The organism is Vibrio sp. K4, from assembly GCF_051122595.1.
Classification (GTDB): Bacteria; Pseudomonadota; Gammaproteobacteria; order Enterobacterales; family Vibrionaceae; genus Vibrio; species Vibrio owensii.
The window spans coordinates 490,690-509,204 of record NZ_CP178577.1 but is presented as its reverse complement, the minus strand read 5'-3'; the positions used below and the strand labels follow the sequence as shown (position 1 = coordinate 509,204).

The window sequence follows — 18,515 nt, the reverse complement described above, 5'->3', positions numbered from 1 at the left end:
ATTGTATCTATTTTTCCTGCCACCCTTTTGGGGTGGCATTTTTTTATCTGCAGATTGGCTTTAGAGCCCACCCTACCAATACAAAAAAAGCCTCTTGGCGAGAGAGACCAAGAGACTTTGCTTTACGAGTAAGACTTATGCGTGATGTGTCGTCATCAAGCGTGGTTGGATTAGTAAGTTATTGATGTATTGCAAACCTACGTAAGTCACCACAATCGTTGCCACAATCAATTCGATGCCTGCTAGACCGCGAACTTGTTGTACATAGTGCGCTGCTAGACCATTTGCTTCCATCCAGTTTGCTGTTTTGAACAGAGCCGTTGCACCAATCACCATTGGGAAGGTAAACGCTGCGTAACCTGGGCTAAATGGCAGTCTTAGCAATTTAAAGAAGGCTAAGTAGATGATGGCTGTCATCAATACCGCGATACCAAACAACAGAGCAATAATCACTGGTGAAGGTGTTGCCGTTACGGTTAGGTAACCTGCCAACGATAGGCTTGCTGGTGCCGCCATGATTGCCATGGTTGGTTTGGCTGCGTCTGGGATTTCATGAGTGAACATGAAACGGTAGATCATCATTGGCAACATCACCGCGTAAGCCACCATACCGAAGATCAACGCACCGTGTGCAATAGGTGCAAGCACTGGGTTACCTGAAAAAGACACGTCTGCAACGATAATACCCACTGGTGGTACGAACCAGCTTGGCACCATGTGGTGTAGTTCGAAGTCTTTCGCGCGGTGGTACAAGAAACTCACTAGGAACACGATATGTAGAGCTACCGCCACTAACCAAAGCACGTCACCTGCAGCAGGGAAAAAGTGCCCTAGAGAATTTGAAACCACCATGGTTCCCATCGCGAAAGTTGGAACGACACTACCCACCACAGGGTGCGCAAGATCTTGTCTCAACAAATGATTGTGAAAAAGAAATTTAGTCGCCAAGATTGCTAGCAGTACGCTTGCAATACCTGCGCTAATCCACTGTCCATAGCCATGTAATTCGGCGAAGTTTTCCCAACTCCAACCTAAGCTCGCAATACCAAGAGCCAGACCCGCCATTGGGGTTGGTGCTCCCATTACTTTTGCTTTTGTTCTTTGAATCATTACGACCTCAAAATCTAGGCTAACTTTCTATGGGGTGTATATTACTCTTGCACTTCGTTCCAATATATCTAATTATTTAAAACTAACGTTCAGATAAACTTAACGGAATATCATGCCTAGTCATATCTCTCTTAAACAACTGAAAGTTTTTACTACGATCACTCAGCACAAAACGCTAACTGCGGCTTCTGAAAGCCTGTTTCTTTCTAAGGCGGCCGTGAGTATGGCGCTGTCTGAGTTAGAGAAACAAATTGGTCATCACCTATTTGACCGGGTGAACAACCGCTTAATTCTCAACCAAGAAGGACAAAAACTTTTGCCCCTCGCGGATGAACTCCTCAACCGAGCTCGGGATATTGAGAGTGTGTTCGATGGCGACCAAACCTTATCAGGGCTGCTTCGCATCGGTGCCAGTGACACCATCGGCAACCAAGTTGCACCTTACCTGTTAAGTGATTTTCGTGATGAAACAAATCACCAATCGCAAAGTTTGTTCATCTCTAACTCAGCCCAGATTTGTGACATGTTGATCGCGTACGAACTCGACATCGCGCTCATCGAGGGCAAGACCATACACCCAGAGTTGGAATCAACGCAATTCAGTGAAGACGAAATGTGTGTAATTTGTCCGCCGGATTACCCTAACTTCGATGAAGGGCCAATCAGCCTAAACGAACTCGAAGACACAGAGTGGATTCTGCGTGAGGCGGGTTCTGGTTCTCGTGAGTTCTTCATGCGAGCCATCGCTCCGCGTCTAGAACACTGGCATGAGGCTTTTCAGCTCAACACCACCGAAGCGCTGATCAATTCGGTATCTGCCGGACTTGGCCTAGGTTGTTTATCACGCCTATCTGCAGAACCTGCAATTCGTGATGGTCGTGTGAAAATGCTCAACATGCCACTGGATATGAAGCGTCGCTTCTGGCTTTTGATCCACAAAGAGAAGTATCAAAACCCACTCCTGCGTACATTCATTGAATTCTGCCAAGATTGGGAGCGACCAGAGAACCCACATCTTAAAGATGGCTAGTTCGAGATGGGGCGTTCACGGGAGATAGTTCAAGGCAGATAGTTCAAATGCTGGTCACTTAGTTGTACACGGCTCTCATTCTGAGGCTTGTCGCTAGACTTAATTGGTCAAAAACTGTATAAAAAGCCAGTATAAAATTTAACAAATTAACTTAGAGGACCAACCATGGCTGTAATCGTCAAGTACGTGGTAGAACGCAATGGAGAAGAGAAAATGACTTTTACCTCTAAAGCGGAAGCTGACGCATACGACAAAATGCTGGATATGGCGGACGAGTTATTCTCACTGCTGGGTAAGAGTGAACTTCTAGAAGACGAAGGTAAGCAAGAAGATCTTGCAATGTACCTTGCGCAAAACAAAGAAGAAGTGCTTTACGCTCTGGGTGCAAAACGTAAACCTGCACAAAAAAAAGCAAAGAAGCTTGAAGCTGTTGAAGAAGATAGCGAGCAAGAAGACGCTGCATAAGCCTCTCATTTGTTTAGAAAAAACGTCGCATTATGCGGCGTTTTTTTATGCGTTACATTTATCGCCATATATCTCTGAGAATATAAAGAATCGATTTAATATCCCAAATTGCTCTAAATTTCATGTTGCAGATTAGTGTGACTTAGATCTAATCTAAATGGGCACGGTGATGGGGTGCCACCGGAATCGAAAGATTCGAACCGCTTTAAAGCTAATGACTCCTACAGAAACGAAAACAGGTCAGCCCTGTTGGAAATGCTTTCGCCGATGTTGTGAAAGCAAGAGTTCTGTAGTGAGCAATTCAACTCTTCTCCAACCCCGCTCCTGTTTTCTCAAAAAATAAAAATACACTGGGAAAACATTATGCAATATTCACACGAAATCCAATCAATGTGCCCGATTCAACGCGGCGATCTTCATGCATCTGCACCGATCCCTGTTGAAGGCGCAATGATCAATCCAAAAGACGTTATCGCGATTTCTGGTCTTAGCCACGGCGTTGGCGCTTGTGCTCCTCAACAAGGCGCAGCAAAACTGACTCTTAACGTCAAAAACGGCATCATCGAAGAAGCATTGATCGAAACGATCGGCTGTTCAGGCATGACTCAATCAGCAGCGATGGCCGCAGAAATCCTAACTGGCAAAACCATTCTTGAAGCACTGAATACCGACTTGGTATGTGATGCTATCAACGTCGCGATGCGCGAAATCTTCCTTCAATTTGTTTACGGCCGTACTCAATCTGCTTTCTCTGAAGGCGGCTTAGAAATTGGTGCGGCACTGGAAGACCTTGGTCAAACTCAACGTAGCCAAGTAGGCACTAGCTACTCAACTAAAGCAAAAGGCGTACGTTACATGGAGTTGGCCGAAGGCTACGTAACAAAACTCGCGCTAGACGAAAACAAAGAAGTGATTGGTTACCAATATCTCAACCTAGGCAAGATGATGAAAGCCATCAACGAAGGCGTATCTGCAGCAGAAGCCGCAGACAAAGCAACGGGGACTTACGGTCGTTTTGACGAAGCCGTAACTACTATCAACCCACGCCAACAATAATTGCCACCAAGAGGAAAGAGATTATGAACACTCCAATTACTGAATCTGTACGTCGCACATTAGACGAAATGCAACTTTCTTCTCTGGAAGAGGCTTACCAATACTGTATGGATCGTGGTATCGACCCTAAAGCGCTAGTGATGGACACTCAACCTATCGCGTTTGAAAGCGCTGCCGATGCCTACACGCTAGGCACTGCTTTGGCAATTTTCCGCGGTGCAAAAACAGCAGAAGAAGCTGCAAACATCATCGGTGAAGGCCTTCAAGCCTGCACAAAACCGGGCAGCGTAGCAGAGCAACGCCGAGTGGGTATCGGTCACGGTGCCTTGGCGGCTCGCCTACTGAATGAAGAAAGTGGCTGTTTCGCTTTCCTTGCGGGCCATGAGTCATTCGCAGCGGCAGAAGGCGCAATCAAAATCGCATTGAACGTAAACAAATCACGCAAAAACCCGTTGAAAGTGATCCTAAATGGCTTGGGTAAAGACGCTGCTTACCTAATCTCACGCATTAACGGTTTCACTTACGTACGCACTCAATACAACTACCAAACTGGAGAGTTAGTGGAAGTAGAACGTCGCCGTTTCTCCCAAGGTCCACGAGGTGAGATCCTTTGCTACGGTGCAGACGATGTACGTGAAGGCGTGGCTATCATGCATAAAGAGCAAGTAGACGTGAGCATCACCGGTAACTCAACCAACCCGACTCGCTTCCAACACCCTGTAGCAGGTATCTACAAAGCAGAACGTAACCGTGAAGGCATGCCTTACTTCTCTGTGGCATCAGGTGGTGGTACTGGTCGTACTCTACACCCAGATAACGTGGCGGCGGGTCCTGCATCTTACGGCATGACCGACACTATGGGTCGCATGCACGCCGATGCACAATTCGCGGGCAGCTCTTCAGTACCTGCACACGTAGCGATGATGGGCTTCATCGGTATGGGCAACAATCCAATGGTAGGGGCAACGGTTGCACTTGCAGTAGAGGTCGGTGAGCTAAGCCTCTAAATCGATTTATCGCTTTACTATCCAAAGCCAGTAAATCCAACAAACCCAGTGTAGGGGGAGTGACTTCGGTCCTCCCCTTATTTTTTGCGATGCCCCTTCTCCAACTTCACTGTGTCTCTGCCCAAAATCGGTCTGATAAGGCTTTTGCGACACATTTCTCATCAGACAAACATATCTCTAAAAAGACAAAAGGTATCCATCTACGGACTTTCTCCATTTCCCCTCTTTAAACTCCCCAATACTCTCTTTATGATGACTGACAACTTAATTATTTCTTGTCAGTGAACAGACGAGACACAAGACTCAACACATGGAGATCAACTATGGCTTTCTTCTCTCTAGCCTTTGGTACGGCAACTAAAAACCGCGACGGCAAAATCATCGAAGCGTTTTTCCCAAACCCAATTCTTAACCCAAGCGAAGCGCTTGTTAACGCACTAGCAGCAGTAGCAGGTTACGAGCAAGGCAACCAAGCTATCGAGATCTCTGCAGCACAAAGCGCAGAACTGGCAGCAGCATTTGAAGCAAACGGCGATGCTGCAAACGCATCATTCGCAGCAAAAGCAGCAGAATCAGCACAACCACTTGTACTGGTTATTCTTGCAACTGACGAGCAGCCACAAAGCGTTGCTGAAGGTTTCCTAAAGCTTCAACTTATCTCTAACCGCCTAGTTCAACCACACGGCACGGTACTAGACGGCATCTTCGGTCTACTACACAACATCGCATGGACTAACGAAGGTCCAATCGACCTACCTGAACTAGCAGAGCGTCAAATCGAAGCTCGCCTAGCGGGTCGTGCACTAAGCGTAGATTGCGTAGACAAGTTCCCTAAAATGGTGGACTACGTGGTACCAACTGGCGTTCGTATCGCTGACACTTCTCGCGTACGTCTTGGCGCACACGTTGGCGAAGGCACAACGGTAATGCACGAAGGCTTCATCAACTTCAACGCGGGTACAACTGGCGTGAGCATGGTTGAAGGTCGTATCTCTGCTGGCGTAGTGGTTGGTAACGGCTCTGATATCGGCGGCGGCGCATCTATCATGGGTACGCTATCTGGCGGCGGTAAAGTTGTGGTTTCTATCGGTGAAAACTCACTACTAGGCGCGAACGCAGGTCTTGGCTTCCCAATGGGTGACCGTTGTACTATCGAATCAGGTCTATACGTAACTGCTGGTTCTAAAGTGCGCATGCTAGATTCTGCAGGCCAAGAAGTAGAAGTAGTGAAAGCACGCGATCTTGCTGGTGTGTCTGACCTACTGTTCCGTCGTAACTCTGTAACAGGTCAAATCGAGTGTCTTGCAAACAAGAGCGCGGTTGAACTGAACAGCGAACTGCATAAAAACAACTAATTCATTCGTGAATTAGCCCTACGAAAAATCCCCCAGCAGGAAACTGTTGGGGGATTTTTTATTGCCTGATAGATGGCACATTGTTACGACATGGCGTGTGACGTAATACTGAGCGTTTCAAACACTCAGTTTTTAGAACTTTACTTGTTCAGAAAGTTCACCGCTTTATCAGGGAAGTCAGTAAACAAACCGTCCACTTTCACCTGATTGTAGAAGATGTCCATCATGCCATCGAAGCTGTCGGTGTAAGCAGGAATACGTCCAGGGTCCGCTCGGAAAGTATAAGGGTGCACTTGCAAGCCCGCGTCTTTTGCTGCTTTCATCAAAGGTTTGATGATGATGTTATCCTTAGTTGATTTGTCATCCACCAACATTGGCTTCCAAGGACCGATCCCTTCCGCGTACTGGGCAACCTTCTTCATACCATTGGCTTCAAACATCCAGTCATAACTATATGGTGTTGCCTTGCCGCCTTTGTACTCCATGGTCTCGTTCCAGTCGGTGTAAGCCATGAGCTGAACGAGCTTTAAATCCATGTCCATTGTAGGCATGAGCTCACTGTTGATGCGCTGAAGCTCATTCGCATCAAAACACTGAAGGTATACTTTGTCGTCTTGCGAATCGTAACCGTACTGCTTTAAAACGTTAAGCACCGCTTTTGAGATGTCTTTGCCTTCATGACGATGAAACCACGGCGCTTTGATTTCTGGGTAAATACCGATGTCATAACCCAGTGTTTTGTTTAAGCCTTGGATCAGTTCAATCTCTTCGGCAAAAGTAGGTACGGTGAAGTCTGATTTCCACATTGGGAATCGTGTCGGATAACCAGCAACCTTGTTCCCTTTCTCGTCGATGTTAAAGCCTTCCGTAACTCGCAATGATTTGATTTCTGCCAACGTGAAATCAATCGCGTAGTAACGACCATCTTTACGAGCACGATCCGGGAATCGCTCAGCTACATCGGTCACGCGATCGAGGTAATGATCATGCAATACAACGAGTTGATCGTCTTTGGTCATCACCACATCTTGTTCGATGTAGTCTGGTTTCATCGCGTACGCTAACGCTTTTGCTTCTAAAGTATGTTCTGGTAGATAACCCGATGCGCCACGGTGCGCGATAACAAGCGGTTGTGCAATTGCTCCAGCTGAGATGCTGAAAGCGAGAACCGTCATGCAAACTGACGTTGTTTTCATTGTTCTTTCCTTAGCTTATTGAAGGGGCAGTATTCCACCGCCCCTTTAATGTTTTATGACGCCAATGCTTCTTTCTCACGCGCTTTTTGTTCATGGTGAGCACGCTCGCCAAGAAATGCGTAAGTTAGACAAACGATAGAGGTGATACATGAACCGATTAGGATGATAAAGCCACCATCCCAGCCGAAGTGGTCTACCGTGTAGCCAAGAATCGCGTTTGCCGCTACCGCACCGCCCAAGTAACCAAATAAGCCAGTTAAACCTGCAGCCGTACCCGCCGCTTTCTTAGGAGCAAGCTCTAGCGCATACAAACCAATCAACATTACCGGACCGTAAATCAAGAAGCCGATTGCAACCAGTGCCATCATATCGACTGCAGGGTTACCTGCTGGGTTGAACCAGTAAACCAACACAGCGACGGTGACTAACGCCATAAATAGAATACCGGCAGGAGCACGACGACCTTTAAACAGCTTGTCTGAAATCCAACCACACAATAGCGTACCTGGGATACCCGCCCACTCGTATAGGAAGTAAGCCCAAGAAGATTTATCAACCGAGAAGTCCTTCGCTTCTTTTAGGTATACTGGCGCCCAGTCCAACACACCGTATCGGATCAGGTAAACAAACGCGTTCGCAATCGCGATTGACCACAACAACTTATTAGAAAAGACATACTTGAAGAAAATTTCCTTCGCCGTCATTTCTTTTTCGTGTGACTTGTCGTAATCGTCAGGGTAATCGTCTTTGTACTCTTCAATTGGCGGAAGACCACAAGACTGCGGTGTATCTCTTACGGTGAACCAAATAAAGACAGCAACGAGCGTGGCAAAAAATGCAGGAACATAGAAAGCGGTGCGCCAATCGTCGTTAAATGCCCAAAGACCAAGAATAAATAGTGGACCAATCAAACCACCACCTACGTTATGCGCCACGTTCCAAACCGATACGATCTCGCCACGCTCTTTGCGCGACCACCAGTGAACCATGGTTCGACCACAGGCAGGCCATCCCATACCTTGGAACCAACCGTTTAGGAACAATAGAATAAACATCGCGGTAATGCTGCCCGTAGCCCAAGGCATAAAGCCGAAGCAGAACATCACAAGTGCAGACATTAATAGACCGCCACTTAAAAAGTAACGAGGGTTTGAGCGGTCAGAAACACTGCCCATTAAGAATTTTGACAAACCGTAAGCAATAGATACCGCAGCTAAGGCAACACCTAAGTCACCACGACTAAAACCTTGTTCAATAAGATAAGGCATCGCCAAGCTAAAGTTTTTACGAACCAGGTAGTAGCCAGCGTAACCAACAAAGATGCCGATAAAGAGTTGCCAACGTAAGCGGGAATAAGTGCCATCGATCTTATCGGACGATAAACGATCGATGTGCGCCTTGGGTTTGAATATTCCAAACATAGGAACCTCATTAATATTGTGAGCGATGGTAGGGAGTATTAAATCGCGAACGAGCAAAAAGGAGTTTCGTTCGAAAGTAGTTGCATTCTATGAGATTCGATTTTTATTTCTGTGACAAATGTTGCATAAGGATTAAATTTCAGTAAATACAGAAAATTAGAGATATTTAGTTAGACTATGCTTCCACTTTCCCCAGATTTCGTTACTGTTCGATTTTGTCTTAATAAGAAATAAATGCCTACCACCTGTAAAGATTGAAGTTAAAACGCGCAGAGAACAAAACAAAAATAGGAATTTACCGAAACATATGCGATTTATAACTGTGTTTTCCTTCTTAACGACCCGATTCAATATAGGCTTCCTTTCTAGATAGTTAAGCAGCATTAAAACTAAAACCACTCCCAGAACCAATAAGCAACAAAACGAACACAAAACACGCTACGTTTAGTTTCTTTTTCGCTCCAAAATATGCGCCATTTAACAAAAATAGGCGTATAAATTAACAATTTCATGTTCAAACGCTCAATTTTACAGCGCGTTTATTTTCGAATGCTCTCATGTATGCACAATTGCACGTGCTAGATAAACAAGTAACTAAAGGATTATTAACATGACAGCAAACAAATCCCCCTCTTTGCTCGGAGAATGTTTAGCCGAGTTCATCGGAACAGGACTGCTTATCTTCTTTGGTGTGGGCTGTGTTGCAGCACTCGTGCTAACAGGAGCAACATTCGGACAATGGGAAATTAGTATTGTCTGGGGCTTCGGCGTTGCCATCGCAATTTATTGTACTGCGGGCGTATCCGGTGCACACATCAATCCAGCCGTCACCATTGCACTTGCTATGTTTCATGGATTTGATAAGGCGAAAGTTGTGCCTTACATCATTGCTCAAATGCTCGGCGCGTTTTGCTCTGCGGCTTTGGTTTACAGCTTGTACAGTAATCTATTTACTGATTACGAAATCGCACACAACTTCGTTCGTAGCAGCCAGGACGCATTAGCGACGGCGGGCATTTTCTCGACTTACCCACATGCTTCTCTCTCTTTCTTTGGCGCTTTTGCTGTGGAATTCGTGATTACTGCAGTGCTAATGTTCGCTATCTTAGCCCTTGGTGATGAGAACAACGGCGCACCTCGCGGCGCAATGAACCCTCTACTGATCGGTATTCTCATTGCCGTTATTGGTGGATCTCTTGGTCCACTGACGGGGTTTGCAATGAACCCTGCACGTGACTTCGGGCCTAAACTGTTCGCCTACTTCGCAGGTTGGGATTACGCCTTGAGCGGTGCTCGCGATATTCCTTACTTTATCGTCCCTATGCTCGCTCCAATTGCAGGTGCATGTTTCGGAGCTTGGTTATACCCAAAAGCCATTGCTGTTCACCTACCATCTCAAGGCCATGGATGCACCATTCCTAACCAATGCGAAACCGAAGAAGAAGCAGAACAGGCTCGTGCTTAACTCCAGAAAAACAAACAACTCGTACAAATCTAATAACGAAATAAAAGGACTCTTACCATGACTGAGCAAAAATACATCGTTGCCCTCGACCAAGGTACGACAAGCTCTCGCGCTGTAATCCTCGACCATGATGCGAATATTGTGAGTGTCGCTCAACGAGAATTCACTCAGATTTACCCAGAGGCAGGATGGGTTGAGCATGACCCAATGGAAATCTGGGCAACACAAAGTTCAACTTTGGTTGAAGCGCTAGCAAAGTCTGGTATCCGAAGTGACGAACTAGCAGCTATTGGTATTACTAACCAACGTGAAACTACGATTGTATGGAACAAAGAGACTGGCAAACCGGTTTACAACGCAATCGTGTGGCAATGTCGCCGTACTGCCGATATTTGTGAAGAATTAAAAGCGCGCGGACTAGAAGATTACGTTCGCGACAACACTGGCTTGGTTCTAGACCCTTATTTCTCTGGTACAAAAGTGAAGTGGATTCTAGATAACGTTGAAGGTGCGCGCGAAGAGGCTGAAGCAGGCAAACTACTGTTCGGTACCGTTGATACTTGGCTGGTTTGGAAGATGACTCAAGGTCGCGTCCACGTAACGGATTACACTAACGCATCTCGTACCATGCTTTTCAACATCAATGACCTATGCTGGGATCAGAAAATGCTGGATGAGATGGGCATCCCAGCTTCGATGATGCCAGAAGTCAAACGCTCATCAGAAATTTACGGTCAAACCAACATTGGTGGTAAAGGCGGCACTCGTATCCCAATTGCAGGTATTGCTGGTGATCAACAAGCAGCACTTTACGGACAAATGTGTGTAGAAGCAGGTCAAGCGAAAAACACCTACGGCACGGGTTGTTTCTTGCTGATGAACACGGGTGAAGAGAAAGTCACCTCAAAGAACGGCCTACTGACTACTCTTGCGTGTGGCCCTAAAGGTGAACCGGCATATGCGCTAGAAGGTGCAGTATTTATGGGCGGCGCATCAATTCAATGGCTACGTGATGAAATGAAGATCTTGGCTGGCGCTGAAGATTCAGAGTATTTTGCAACTAAAGTTGATTCTTCAAATGGTGTCTATGTCGTGCCGGCATTTACGGGCCTGGGCGCACCATATTGGGATGCTTACGCTCGCGGTACAATTGTCGGTCTAACTCGTGGCGTGAATGCAAACCATATTATCCGCGCAACGTTAGAAGGTATCGCTTACCAAACTCGTGACGTTCTAGATGCAATGCAAGCTGACTCTGGTATCAAGCTCGCGAACCTTCGGGTAGATGGCGGCGCAGTCGCAAATAACTTCCTAATGCAGTTCCAATCTGACGTGCTTGATACCGAAGTGCACCGCCCACAAGTGACTGAAGTAACGGCGTTGGGTGCTGCTTATCTAGCGGGCTTAGCCGTTGGTTTTTGGGAAAGTATTGACGAGTTGCAAGACAAAGCAGTGCTTGATCGCACTTTCGAACCACATCACGACGAAGAAAAGCGCAATCGCCGTTACAAAGGCTGGAAGCGTGCTGTTAAGTGTGCACAAACCTGGTCGGAGCTTCACGACGAAGAAGACTAATTTTCTACTATCGTTTGACGTTTCTTGACGAACGACTCCCCCTAATAATAAAGAGCGCGAATTCAGCGCTCTTTTTTTGCGCCTGATCGCGTAATCCTTACTCCCTTTACTTCTCAGTTCGCGCTAATTCGAGCACAATAGAGTGAGTTTATATTTTCGATTTTGAAGCATTGGCTATTACCAGTGCACATGGGAGTGCTAAGTGAAGCAAATACCAAGGCACCAACAGATCGTCGAGTTGGTGAAGAAACAAGGCTATGTCAGCACGGATGAGCTGGTCGAGAAATTCAATGTAAGCCCTCAAACTATTCGTCGCGATCTCAACGACCTAGCAGATGAAAACAAAATACGCCGATATCATGGTGGCGCAACGATTCCGCTTAGTTCAGAGAATACGTCATATAACACGCGTAAAGCGCTTAACTTCAATGAGAAAGACGTGATTGCCGAAGAAGTGGTAAAACACATTCCTGATGGTGCGACCTTGTTCATTGATATTGGTACCACTCCTGAAGCTGTTGCCCGAGCATTAAACAAAAGCCATAAGCAATTACGCGTGGTGACCAACAACATCAATGTTGCAACTATTCTCTTACCTAATCCAGAAATCAAAGTGATTTTAGCTGGTGGTGAAGTCCGCAACCGTGACGGTGGTATTGTGGGCGAAGCAACTTTGGACTTTGTGAAACAATTTCGTCTCGACTTTGGCATTCTCGGTATCAGTGGTATCGATTTTGATGGCTCACTGTTAGATTTCGACTACCACGAAGTTCGCGTTAAGCAAGCTATCATCGACAATAGCCGAAGTGTGTTTCTCGCCGTCGACCATACTAAGTTTGGCCGAAATGCAATGGTGAAACTTGGTAATATTTCGCAATTAAATATGGTGTTTACCAACAAGCTGCCACCAGAAGAAATCCTGTCGATATTGAAAGAAGCCGCGATCCCGCTTGAAGTGGTTGATACGATGATCGAAAGAAACGAAACCGAATAGCAACACACTGTCAAATTTCTTCGTAACAAATGACCTCTATCTTAATTACATAGAGGTTTTTTTATGCCCAAATCACACAAAACGCTCACAAACGAAAATAATAGGTGATCATAAACGAAACCTAAGCTACGATTATTTCATGTTCTAAAATGCTCGTTCGCTCATCGAGAGGTCAAATTTATGAGTATCCAACAAAATGCTTCCAAAACTAATCCACTCCCTACTCTAGACATGATCGTGATTGGTGGCGGCATTAACGGGGCTGGCATTGCAGCAGATGCTGCCGGCCGTGGTTTAAGCGTCGGTTTGTACGAAGCTAACGACTTCGCATCTGCTACTTCTTCTGCTAGTTCTAAACTTATCCATGGTGGATTACGTTACCTTGAACACTATGAGTTTCGTTTGGTTTCGGAAGCGCTCGCTGAGCGTGAAGTGATCTTACGCAAAGCGCCTCATGTGGCTCTGCCAATGCGCTTCCGTTTACCTCATCGTCCATTTTTACGCCCAGCTTGGATGATCCGCTGTGGCTTGTTCCTTTACGATAACTTGGGTAAACGAACCACTCTTCCTGGCAGCAAAACCGTCAACCTCGCAAAATCAGGTCTATTAAAACCTGAAATGAAAACCGGTTTCGAATACTCAGATTGTTGGGTAGATGACGCACGCTTGGTGTTGTTGAACGTTCTAGCGGCTAAAGAGAATAACGCAGAAGTTCGCAACTACTGCCGCGTAGAAAAAGCACACCGTGAAGGCGGCATTTGGCATGTCACCATTCATGACGTCACCACAGACCAACGTTTCGAACGCAAAGCGAAAGCTCTGGTTAACGCTGCTGGTCCATGGGTGAAACAGTTCTTTGATGAAGGATTAGAACAAACCTCCCCTCGCAACATTCGTTTGATCAAAGGCTCGCACATCGTTGTTCCTCGTATCCACAACGAGCCGCAAGCCTACATCCTACAAAACAAAGATAACCGCATCGTATTTATGATCCCTTACCTAGATAAGTTCTCGATCATTGGTACAACAGATGTGGAATACAAAGGCGATCCGCGTGAAGTCGCGATTTCTGAAGATGAAGTCGATTACTTGATCGATATCGTTAACCAACACTTTGTCCACCAGCTAAGCCGCGAAGACGTGGTATGGACATACAGTGGTGTACGTCCGTTGTGTGATGATGAGTCTGACTCACCGCAAGCGATCACACGTGACTACACACTAGAACTGGACGCTGAATACGACCACGCACCTTTACTTTCAGTGTTCGGTGGCAAGCTCACGACTTACCGTAAGCTTGGTGAAGCAGCAATGAAGAAACTTGCCCCGTTCCTACCTGAAATGGGTAAAGACTGGACGGCAAACCAAACCCTTCCTGGCGGTAACTTCAGTTGCAGCCGTGAGCAACTTGCGAAGATGATTCATGCGAAGTACTCATGGGCATCAGAAGCGATGTTGCTGCGCTACGTGACTCAGTTTGGTACACAAACTTGGGATCTGATGGAAGGTACTAACAGCGTAGAAGATCTTGGTCACTGCTTCTCAGAGCAAGCAAGTGGCGTATATCAACGCGAAATTGATTACTTGATGAATCACGAAATGGCGATAAATGAGGAAGACATTCTGTGGCGTCGTACTAAGCTTGGTCTTTACATGAACCAAGAAGAACAGCAAGCACTCACCGATTACTTAAAAGAAAAGTTGCAACAGAAAGTCGTGAACCTTTCGCAAGTTAGCTAGCAACTTGTAACCATCACTAAAGGCATGAAAATCCCCCATCAGGAAACTGTTGGGGGATTTTAATTAGTGCAAGATTTCAAGAGTTTGGATAGTAACTATCACAGATAAAAATAGTCGGGGCGGGCGCCCCGACTAATGAGCTGACTTACCGACCAGAGGGCCAACTCAAAATCAGTCACGAATAGAATGATTCGCCATGTGCTCCAACGCTTTGATCATCGCAGAGTGATCCCAGTTTGAACCGTCTAACGATGCGCAAGTATTGAATAGCTCCTGCGCTGTTGCAGTGTTTGGTAGATTGATATTCAGTGCTCGTGCACCTTCCAACGCAAGGTTTAAATCCTTTTGGTGAAGTGATATACGGAAACCAGGATCGAACGTACCGTTAATCATGCGTTCGCCGTGCACTTCAAGAATTTTAGAGGATGCGAAACCGCCCATTAAAGCCTGACGAATTTTCGCCGGATTTGCACCCGCTTTAGAAGCAAAAACAAGCGCTTCTGAAACCGCTTCAATGTTCAAAGCGACAATGATTTGGTTCGCGACTTTACAGGTTTGACCATCACCGTTTCCACCAACTAATGTGATGTTTTGCCCCATGATCTCGAACAAAGGTTTCGCGCGTTCAAAAATCTCATCACGGCCACCAACCATGATTGATAGCGTGCCGTTAATCGCACCGACTTCGCCGCCAGATACTGGTGCATCGAGATAAAATGCGCCTAGTTCTTCTACTTTTTTAGCGAACTCTTTCGTCGCGATAGGTGAAATTGAACTCATGTCGATCACAACTTTGTCTTTCGCAAGGCCATGAGCAATACCAATTTCACTAAATAGTACGTCGTTAACTTGTGGTGTATCTGGCACCATCACGATAATGAACTCACACGCTTCAGCGACTGCAGCCGGGGTTGGCGCTGCAAAACCATTGTCACCCAATAGATCTGACGGAGCTGCTTCAAAGTGCTCAGAGAAGTACAAGGTATGACCTGCATTTTGCAGATTCTTCGCCATTGGTTTGCCCATGATACCTGTACCGATAAAACCGATATTCGCCATTTTTCTATCTCCGATTCTCAATTCTTTACGCTATTAAATTAGGTTGTATTCTTTTAGCCAGCCTAGGCTCGCTTCTGTTGTTGTTGCTGGCACATATTCGCAGCCAATCCAGCCTTGATAGCCAATATCGTCAATGTGCTTAAGTAGGAATGGATAATTGATTTCACCAGTCCCAGGTTCATGACGCCCTGGGTTATCCGCAAGCTGAATATGCGCAATAGTTGACTGGTTATCTTTCAGTGTACGAGCCAGATTGCCTTCCATAATTTGCATGTGGTAAATGTCGTATTGGTAACCTAAGTTAGCTTCACCCACTTCCGCCACAACGCGCAGTGCTTTTTCTGTGCTGTTTATAAAGAAGCCCGGCATGTCTTGTGTATTAATGGCTTCCATAATCAAACTAATGCCTTCCGCTTTGAGCTTTTCAGACGCAAACTTCAAATTCTCAACCACAGTCTGAAATGCTTCTTCTTCAGAAACATGCGAAGGTTTAATCCCTACAAGACAATTCACTTGTTGGCAATTCAATGCTTTAGCATAACGAATTGCTTTATCCACACCTTTACGGAATTCTTCTACACGGTCAGGGTGGCAAGCAATACCGCGCTCCCCTTTGGCCCAATCACCAGCAGGTAGATTGAATAACACTTGAGTTAAACCAAACTGGTACAACTCAGCCGCAATTTCTTGAGCGTCATAATCGTATGGGAAGAGATATTCAACACCACGGAAACCCGCTTTGGATGCCGCTTCAAAACGGTCCATAAAATCGTATTCCGTGAACAACATAGAAAGGTTGGCAGCTAGTTTAGGCATAAGTCACTCCAAGAATATTTGTTGATGCCCTCCCCCACTCAAAGGCGTGGAGGAGAGTGAGTTAGCTATTAATCCAAATCGATGGTTTCTTCGAACTCGACCACTTTGTCGATGTCTGGCCCCATTGCGATATTGGTCACGCGCTCCGTAATCACTTCCACAACAACTGGAACTTGGAACTCTTTGAGCCACGCTTGAGCTTTGCGCAGTGCTGGTTGAATATCTTCTGGGTTGAACACACGAATCGCTTTACAGCCAAGACCTTCTACTACTGACACATGGTCAACGCCGTAGCCATTTACTTCTGGAGCATTAATGTTTTCAAAATCCAGTTGCACACAGTGGTCAATCTCGAAAGCACGTTGAGATTGGCGGATTAAGCCTAGGTAAGCGTTGTTGATTAGTACGTGAATGTAAGGCAGTTTGAATTGTGCACCTACCGCCAACTCTTCCATCAAGAATTGGAAATCGTAGTCACCAGAAACACCAACAACCGGTGTTGTAGGATCGGCCTTCGCCACACCAAGTGCAGCAGGCATTGTCCAACCTAAAGGGCCTGCTTGGCATGAGTTAATCCAATGACGAGGACGATGGACATGTAAGAACTGGTTCGCTGCGATTTGCGCGTTACCAATGGTTGCGACATAACGCGTTTCTGGGCCAAATACCTCATTCATTTCTTGGTAGACACGTTGAGGTTTAATTGGGTTATTGTCGAAATCGGTACGACGCAACATAGTGCGTTTACGTTCCTGACACTCACCTAGCCATGCTGAACGATCTTTTAGTTCGCCACGTGCTTGCATCTCTTGAGCAACTTCTACAAACACTTTAAGCGCCTCACCTGCATCAGAGACAATACCAAGATCTGGGCCAAAGATACGACCAATTTGTGTTGGTTCGATATCTACGTGAATAAATTGACGACCTTTAGTGTAAGTTTCAATTGCACCTGTGTGGCGGTTCGCCCAACGGTTACCAATACCAAATACAAAGTCAGACTCTAGGTAAGAAGCGTTACCGTAACGATGGCCTGCTTGACACCCCATACGACCAATCATCAGTTCATGATCGTCAGAGATTGCCCCCCAACCACGCAGTGTTTGGATAACTGGAACACCTGTAATTTCAGCAAACTGCTGTAGTAGTGCCGACGCACCAGCGTTAATGATGCCGCCACCAGCAACCAAAATAGGTTTGTCCGCTGCATTCAGCATTTGCAGTGCGCGCTCTGCTTGAGCTCGACTTGCTTTTGGTTTGTGTGGCTCTAATGGCTCATACAAATCGATATCGAACTCGATCTCCGCCATTTGAACGTCCATTGGTAAGTCAATATGGACAGGGCCAGGACGGCCCGAACGCATTTCGTAAAATGCTTTTTGGAAAGTACCAGGAACTTGGCCAGCTTCGCGAATAGTCACCGACATTTTAGTCACAGGCTTCGCAATCGCTTCAATATCGACTCCTTGGAAGTCTTCTTTATGAAGCTTCGCTGTTGGTACCTGACCAGTAATGGTAAGAATCGGCGTTGAATCTGCTGACGCAGAATACAGACCGGTGATCATATCTGTACCAGCAGGGCCAGATGTACCGATACACACGCCGATGTTGCCATCTTTAGCACGAGTGTAACCTTCAGCCATATGCGACGCGCCTTCTACGTGACGAGCCAGTACATGCTCGATGCCACCCAGTTTTTTCAATGCCGCATATAGAGGGTTGATAGCTGCGCCAGGAACACCGAATGCGACCTTAACCCCTTCTTTTTTCATGATCAAAACAGCCGCTTCGATCGCTCTCATCTTAGCCATAGTACTTCTCCAAAAACATCGCACCTTATCGGTGACGAACAGAATCATGTGTTGTTGGGGGAGATTATTTGGCAAAAAAAACAGCCCAGCAAAGAATCAAAAATGCTTCAAAATGAAACCTATCAATCAAACAATTTCGTTCCGAAATGAAACGCAAATAATTAAAAATCTACCTTTTTTTGAAAGAGACGCGATTTAAACCATCAAATGATAGCTGTGAAGATAAGAAGTCTATGTGGAGTCAAAAAGACACGTTCACAAGCGGTGAAAAAATCGCCAAGCACATATCAAAGAGATAACTTATTTATAGGGCCAAGATAAACACGGAAGAAGAGGGAAATCCCCTCTATTTATAGGCATCAATTTAGGCTGGGTAAGTTTGACCCATCGGAAATATTCAGCAGGCAAATCATTG

15 protein-coding genes and 1 riboswitch are annotated in these 18,515 nt (G+C 46.0%); of the genes, 9 read left to right on the top strand and 6 right to left on the bottom strand.

Annotated features, from left to right (window positions below; genetic code table 11):
- Positions 1 to 135: 135 nt before the first annotated feature.
- A complete protein-coding gene (locus tag ACLIIY_RS02365) occupies positions 136 to 1,110 on the bottom strand; it encodes a TDT family transporter (protein WP_434528070.1) in 975 nt (324 codons plus the stop codon).
- Positions 1,111 to 1,222: 112 nt separating this feature from the next.
- Between ACLIIY_RS02365 and ACLIIY_RS02360 the strand changes: the two genes are divergently transcribed.
- From ACLIIY_RS02360 to dapD, 5 genes are all read left to right on the top strand, one after another.
- The gene (locus tag ACLIIY_RS02360; protein WP_005427361.1) at positions 1,223 to 2,140 is read left to right on the top strand and encodes a LysR family transcriptional regulator; all 918 of its coding nucleotides are present in this window, start codon (positions 1,223 to 1,225) and stop codon (positions 2,138 to 2,140) included.
- A 165-nt stretch (positions 2,141 to 2,305) separates the two neighbouring features.
- On the top strand, positions 2,306 to 2,605 hold the full coding sequence (locus ACLIIY_RS02355) for a YebG family protein (RefSeq protein WP_434528069.1): 300 nt from the start codon (positions 2,306 to 2,308) through the stop codon (positions 2,603 to 2,605).
- Between the two features lie 156 nt (positions 2,606 to 2,761).
- Positions 2,762 to 2,836, top strand: a riboswitch (Fluoride riboswitch).
- Positions 2,837 to 2,968: 132 nt separating this feature from the next.
- On the top strand, positions 2,969 to 3,661 hold the full coding sequence (locus ACLIIY_RS02350) for an iron-sulfur cluster assembly scaffold protein (protein ID WP_005386501.1): 693 nt from the start codon (positions 2,969 to 2,971) through the stop codon (positions 3,659 to 3,661).
- A gap of 23 nt (positions 3,662 to 3,684) precedes the next feature.
- Entirely contained in the window at positions 3,685 to 4,668 is a 984-nt protein-coding gene (locus ACLIIY_RS02345) for a GGGtGRT protein (RefSeq protein ID WP_009707468.1), read from the top strand.
- A 323-nt stretch (positions 4,669 to 4,991) separates the two neighbouring features.
- Entirely contained in the window at positions 4,992 to 6,023 is a 1,032-nt protein-coding gene (dapD, locus tag ACLIIY_RS02340) for a 2,3,4,5-tetrahydropyridine-2,6-dicarboxylate N-succinyltransferase (protein ID WP_041058868.1), read from the top strand.
- 140 nt (positions 6,024 to 6,163) lie between these two features.
- Here dapD and glpQ read toward each other — a convergent pair whose 3' ends face one another.
- Together glpQ and glpT are read right to left on the bottom strand one after the other, a co-directional pair.
- Entirely contained in the window at positions 6,164 to 7,219 is a 1,056-nt protein-coding gene (gene glpQ, locus ACLIIY_RS02335) for a glycerophosphodiester phosphodiesterase (protein ID WP_434528068.1), read from the bottom strand.
- 53 nt (positions 7,220 to 7,272) lie between these two features.
- Positions 7,273 to 8,640: a glycerol-3-phosphate transporter gene (gene glpT / locus ACLIIY_RS02330; RefSeq protein WP_009707471.1), complete on the bottom strand. Its 1,368-nt coding sequence runs from the start codon at positions 8,638 to 8,640 to the stop codon at positions 7,273 to 7,275.
- A gap of 610 nt (positions 8,641 to 9,250) precedes the next feature.
- Between glpT and ACLIIY_RS02325 the strand changes: the two genes are divergently transcribed.
- The 4 genes from ACLIIY_RS02325 (at position 9,251) to glpD (ending at position 14,414) form a co-directional block, all read left to right on the top strand.
- Entirely contained in the window at positions 9,251 to 10,105 is an 855-nt protein-coding gene (locus tag ACLIIY_RS02325) for an MIP/aquaporin family protein (RefSeq protein ID WP_434528067.1), read from the top strand.
- Between the two features lie 57 nt (positions 10,106 to 10,162).
- The gene (gene glpK / locus ACLIIY_RS02320) at positions 10,163 to 11,680 is read left to right on the top strand and encodes a glycerol kinase GlpK (RefSeq protein ID WP_038894192.1); all 1,518 of its coding nucleotides are present in this window, start codon (positions 10,163 to 10,165) and stop codon (positions 11,678 to 11,680) included.
- A gap of 202 nt (positions 11,681 to 11,882) precedes the next feature.
- Positions 11,883 to 12,674: a DeoR/GlpR family transcriptional regulator gene (locus tag ACLIIY_RS02315; RefSeq protein WP_038866023.1), complete on the top strand. Its 792-nt coding sequence runs from the start codon at positions 11,883 to 11,885 to the stop codon at positions 12,672 to 12,674.
- Between the two features lie 180 nt (positions 12,675 to 12,854).
- Entirely contained in the window at positions 12,855 to 14,414 is a 1,560-nt protein-coding gene (glpD, locus tag ACLIIY_RS02310) for a glycerol-3-phosphate dehydrogenase (protein WP_434528066.1), read from the top strand.
- 171 nt (positions 14,415 to 14,585) lie between these two features.
- On the opposite strand, the gene glxR is transcribed toward glpD, so the two are convergent.
- The 3 genes from glxR to gcl form a co-directional block, all read right to left on the bottom strand.
- Entirely contained in the window at positions 14,586 to 15,473 is an 888-nt protein-coding gene (glxR, locus tag ACLIIY_RS02305) for a 2-hydroxy-3-oxopropionate reductase (protein ID WP_038866018.1), read from the bottom strand.
- A gap of 33 nt (positions 15,474 to 15,506) precedes the next feature.
- Positions 15,507 to 16,289 (bottom strand): hydroxypyruvate isomerase, encoded by a 783-nt coding sequence (gene hyi / locus ACLIIY_RS02300; protein ID WP_434528065.1) that lies wholly within the window; start codon positions 16,287 to 16,289, stop codon positions 15,507 to 15,509.
- 68 nt (positions 16,290 to 16,357) lie between these two features.
- The gene (gcl, locus tag ACLIIY_RS02295) at positions 16,358 to 18,100 is read right to left on the bottom strand and encodes a glyoxylate carboligase (RefSeq protein WP_038894196.1); all 1,743 of its coding nucleotides are present in this window, start codon (positions 18,098 to 18,100) and stop codon (positions 16,358 to 16,360) included.
- Between the last annotated feature and the right edge of the window lie 415 nt (positions 18,101 to 18,515).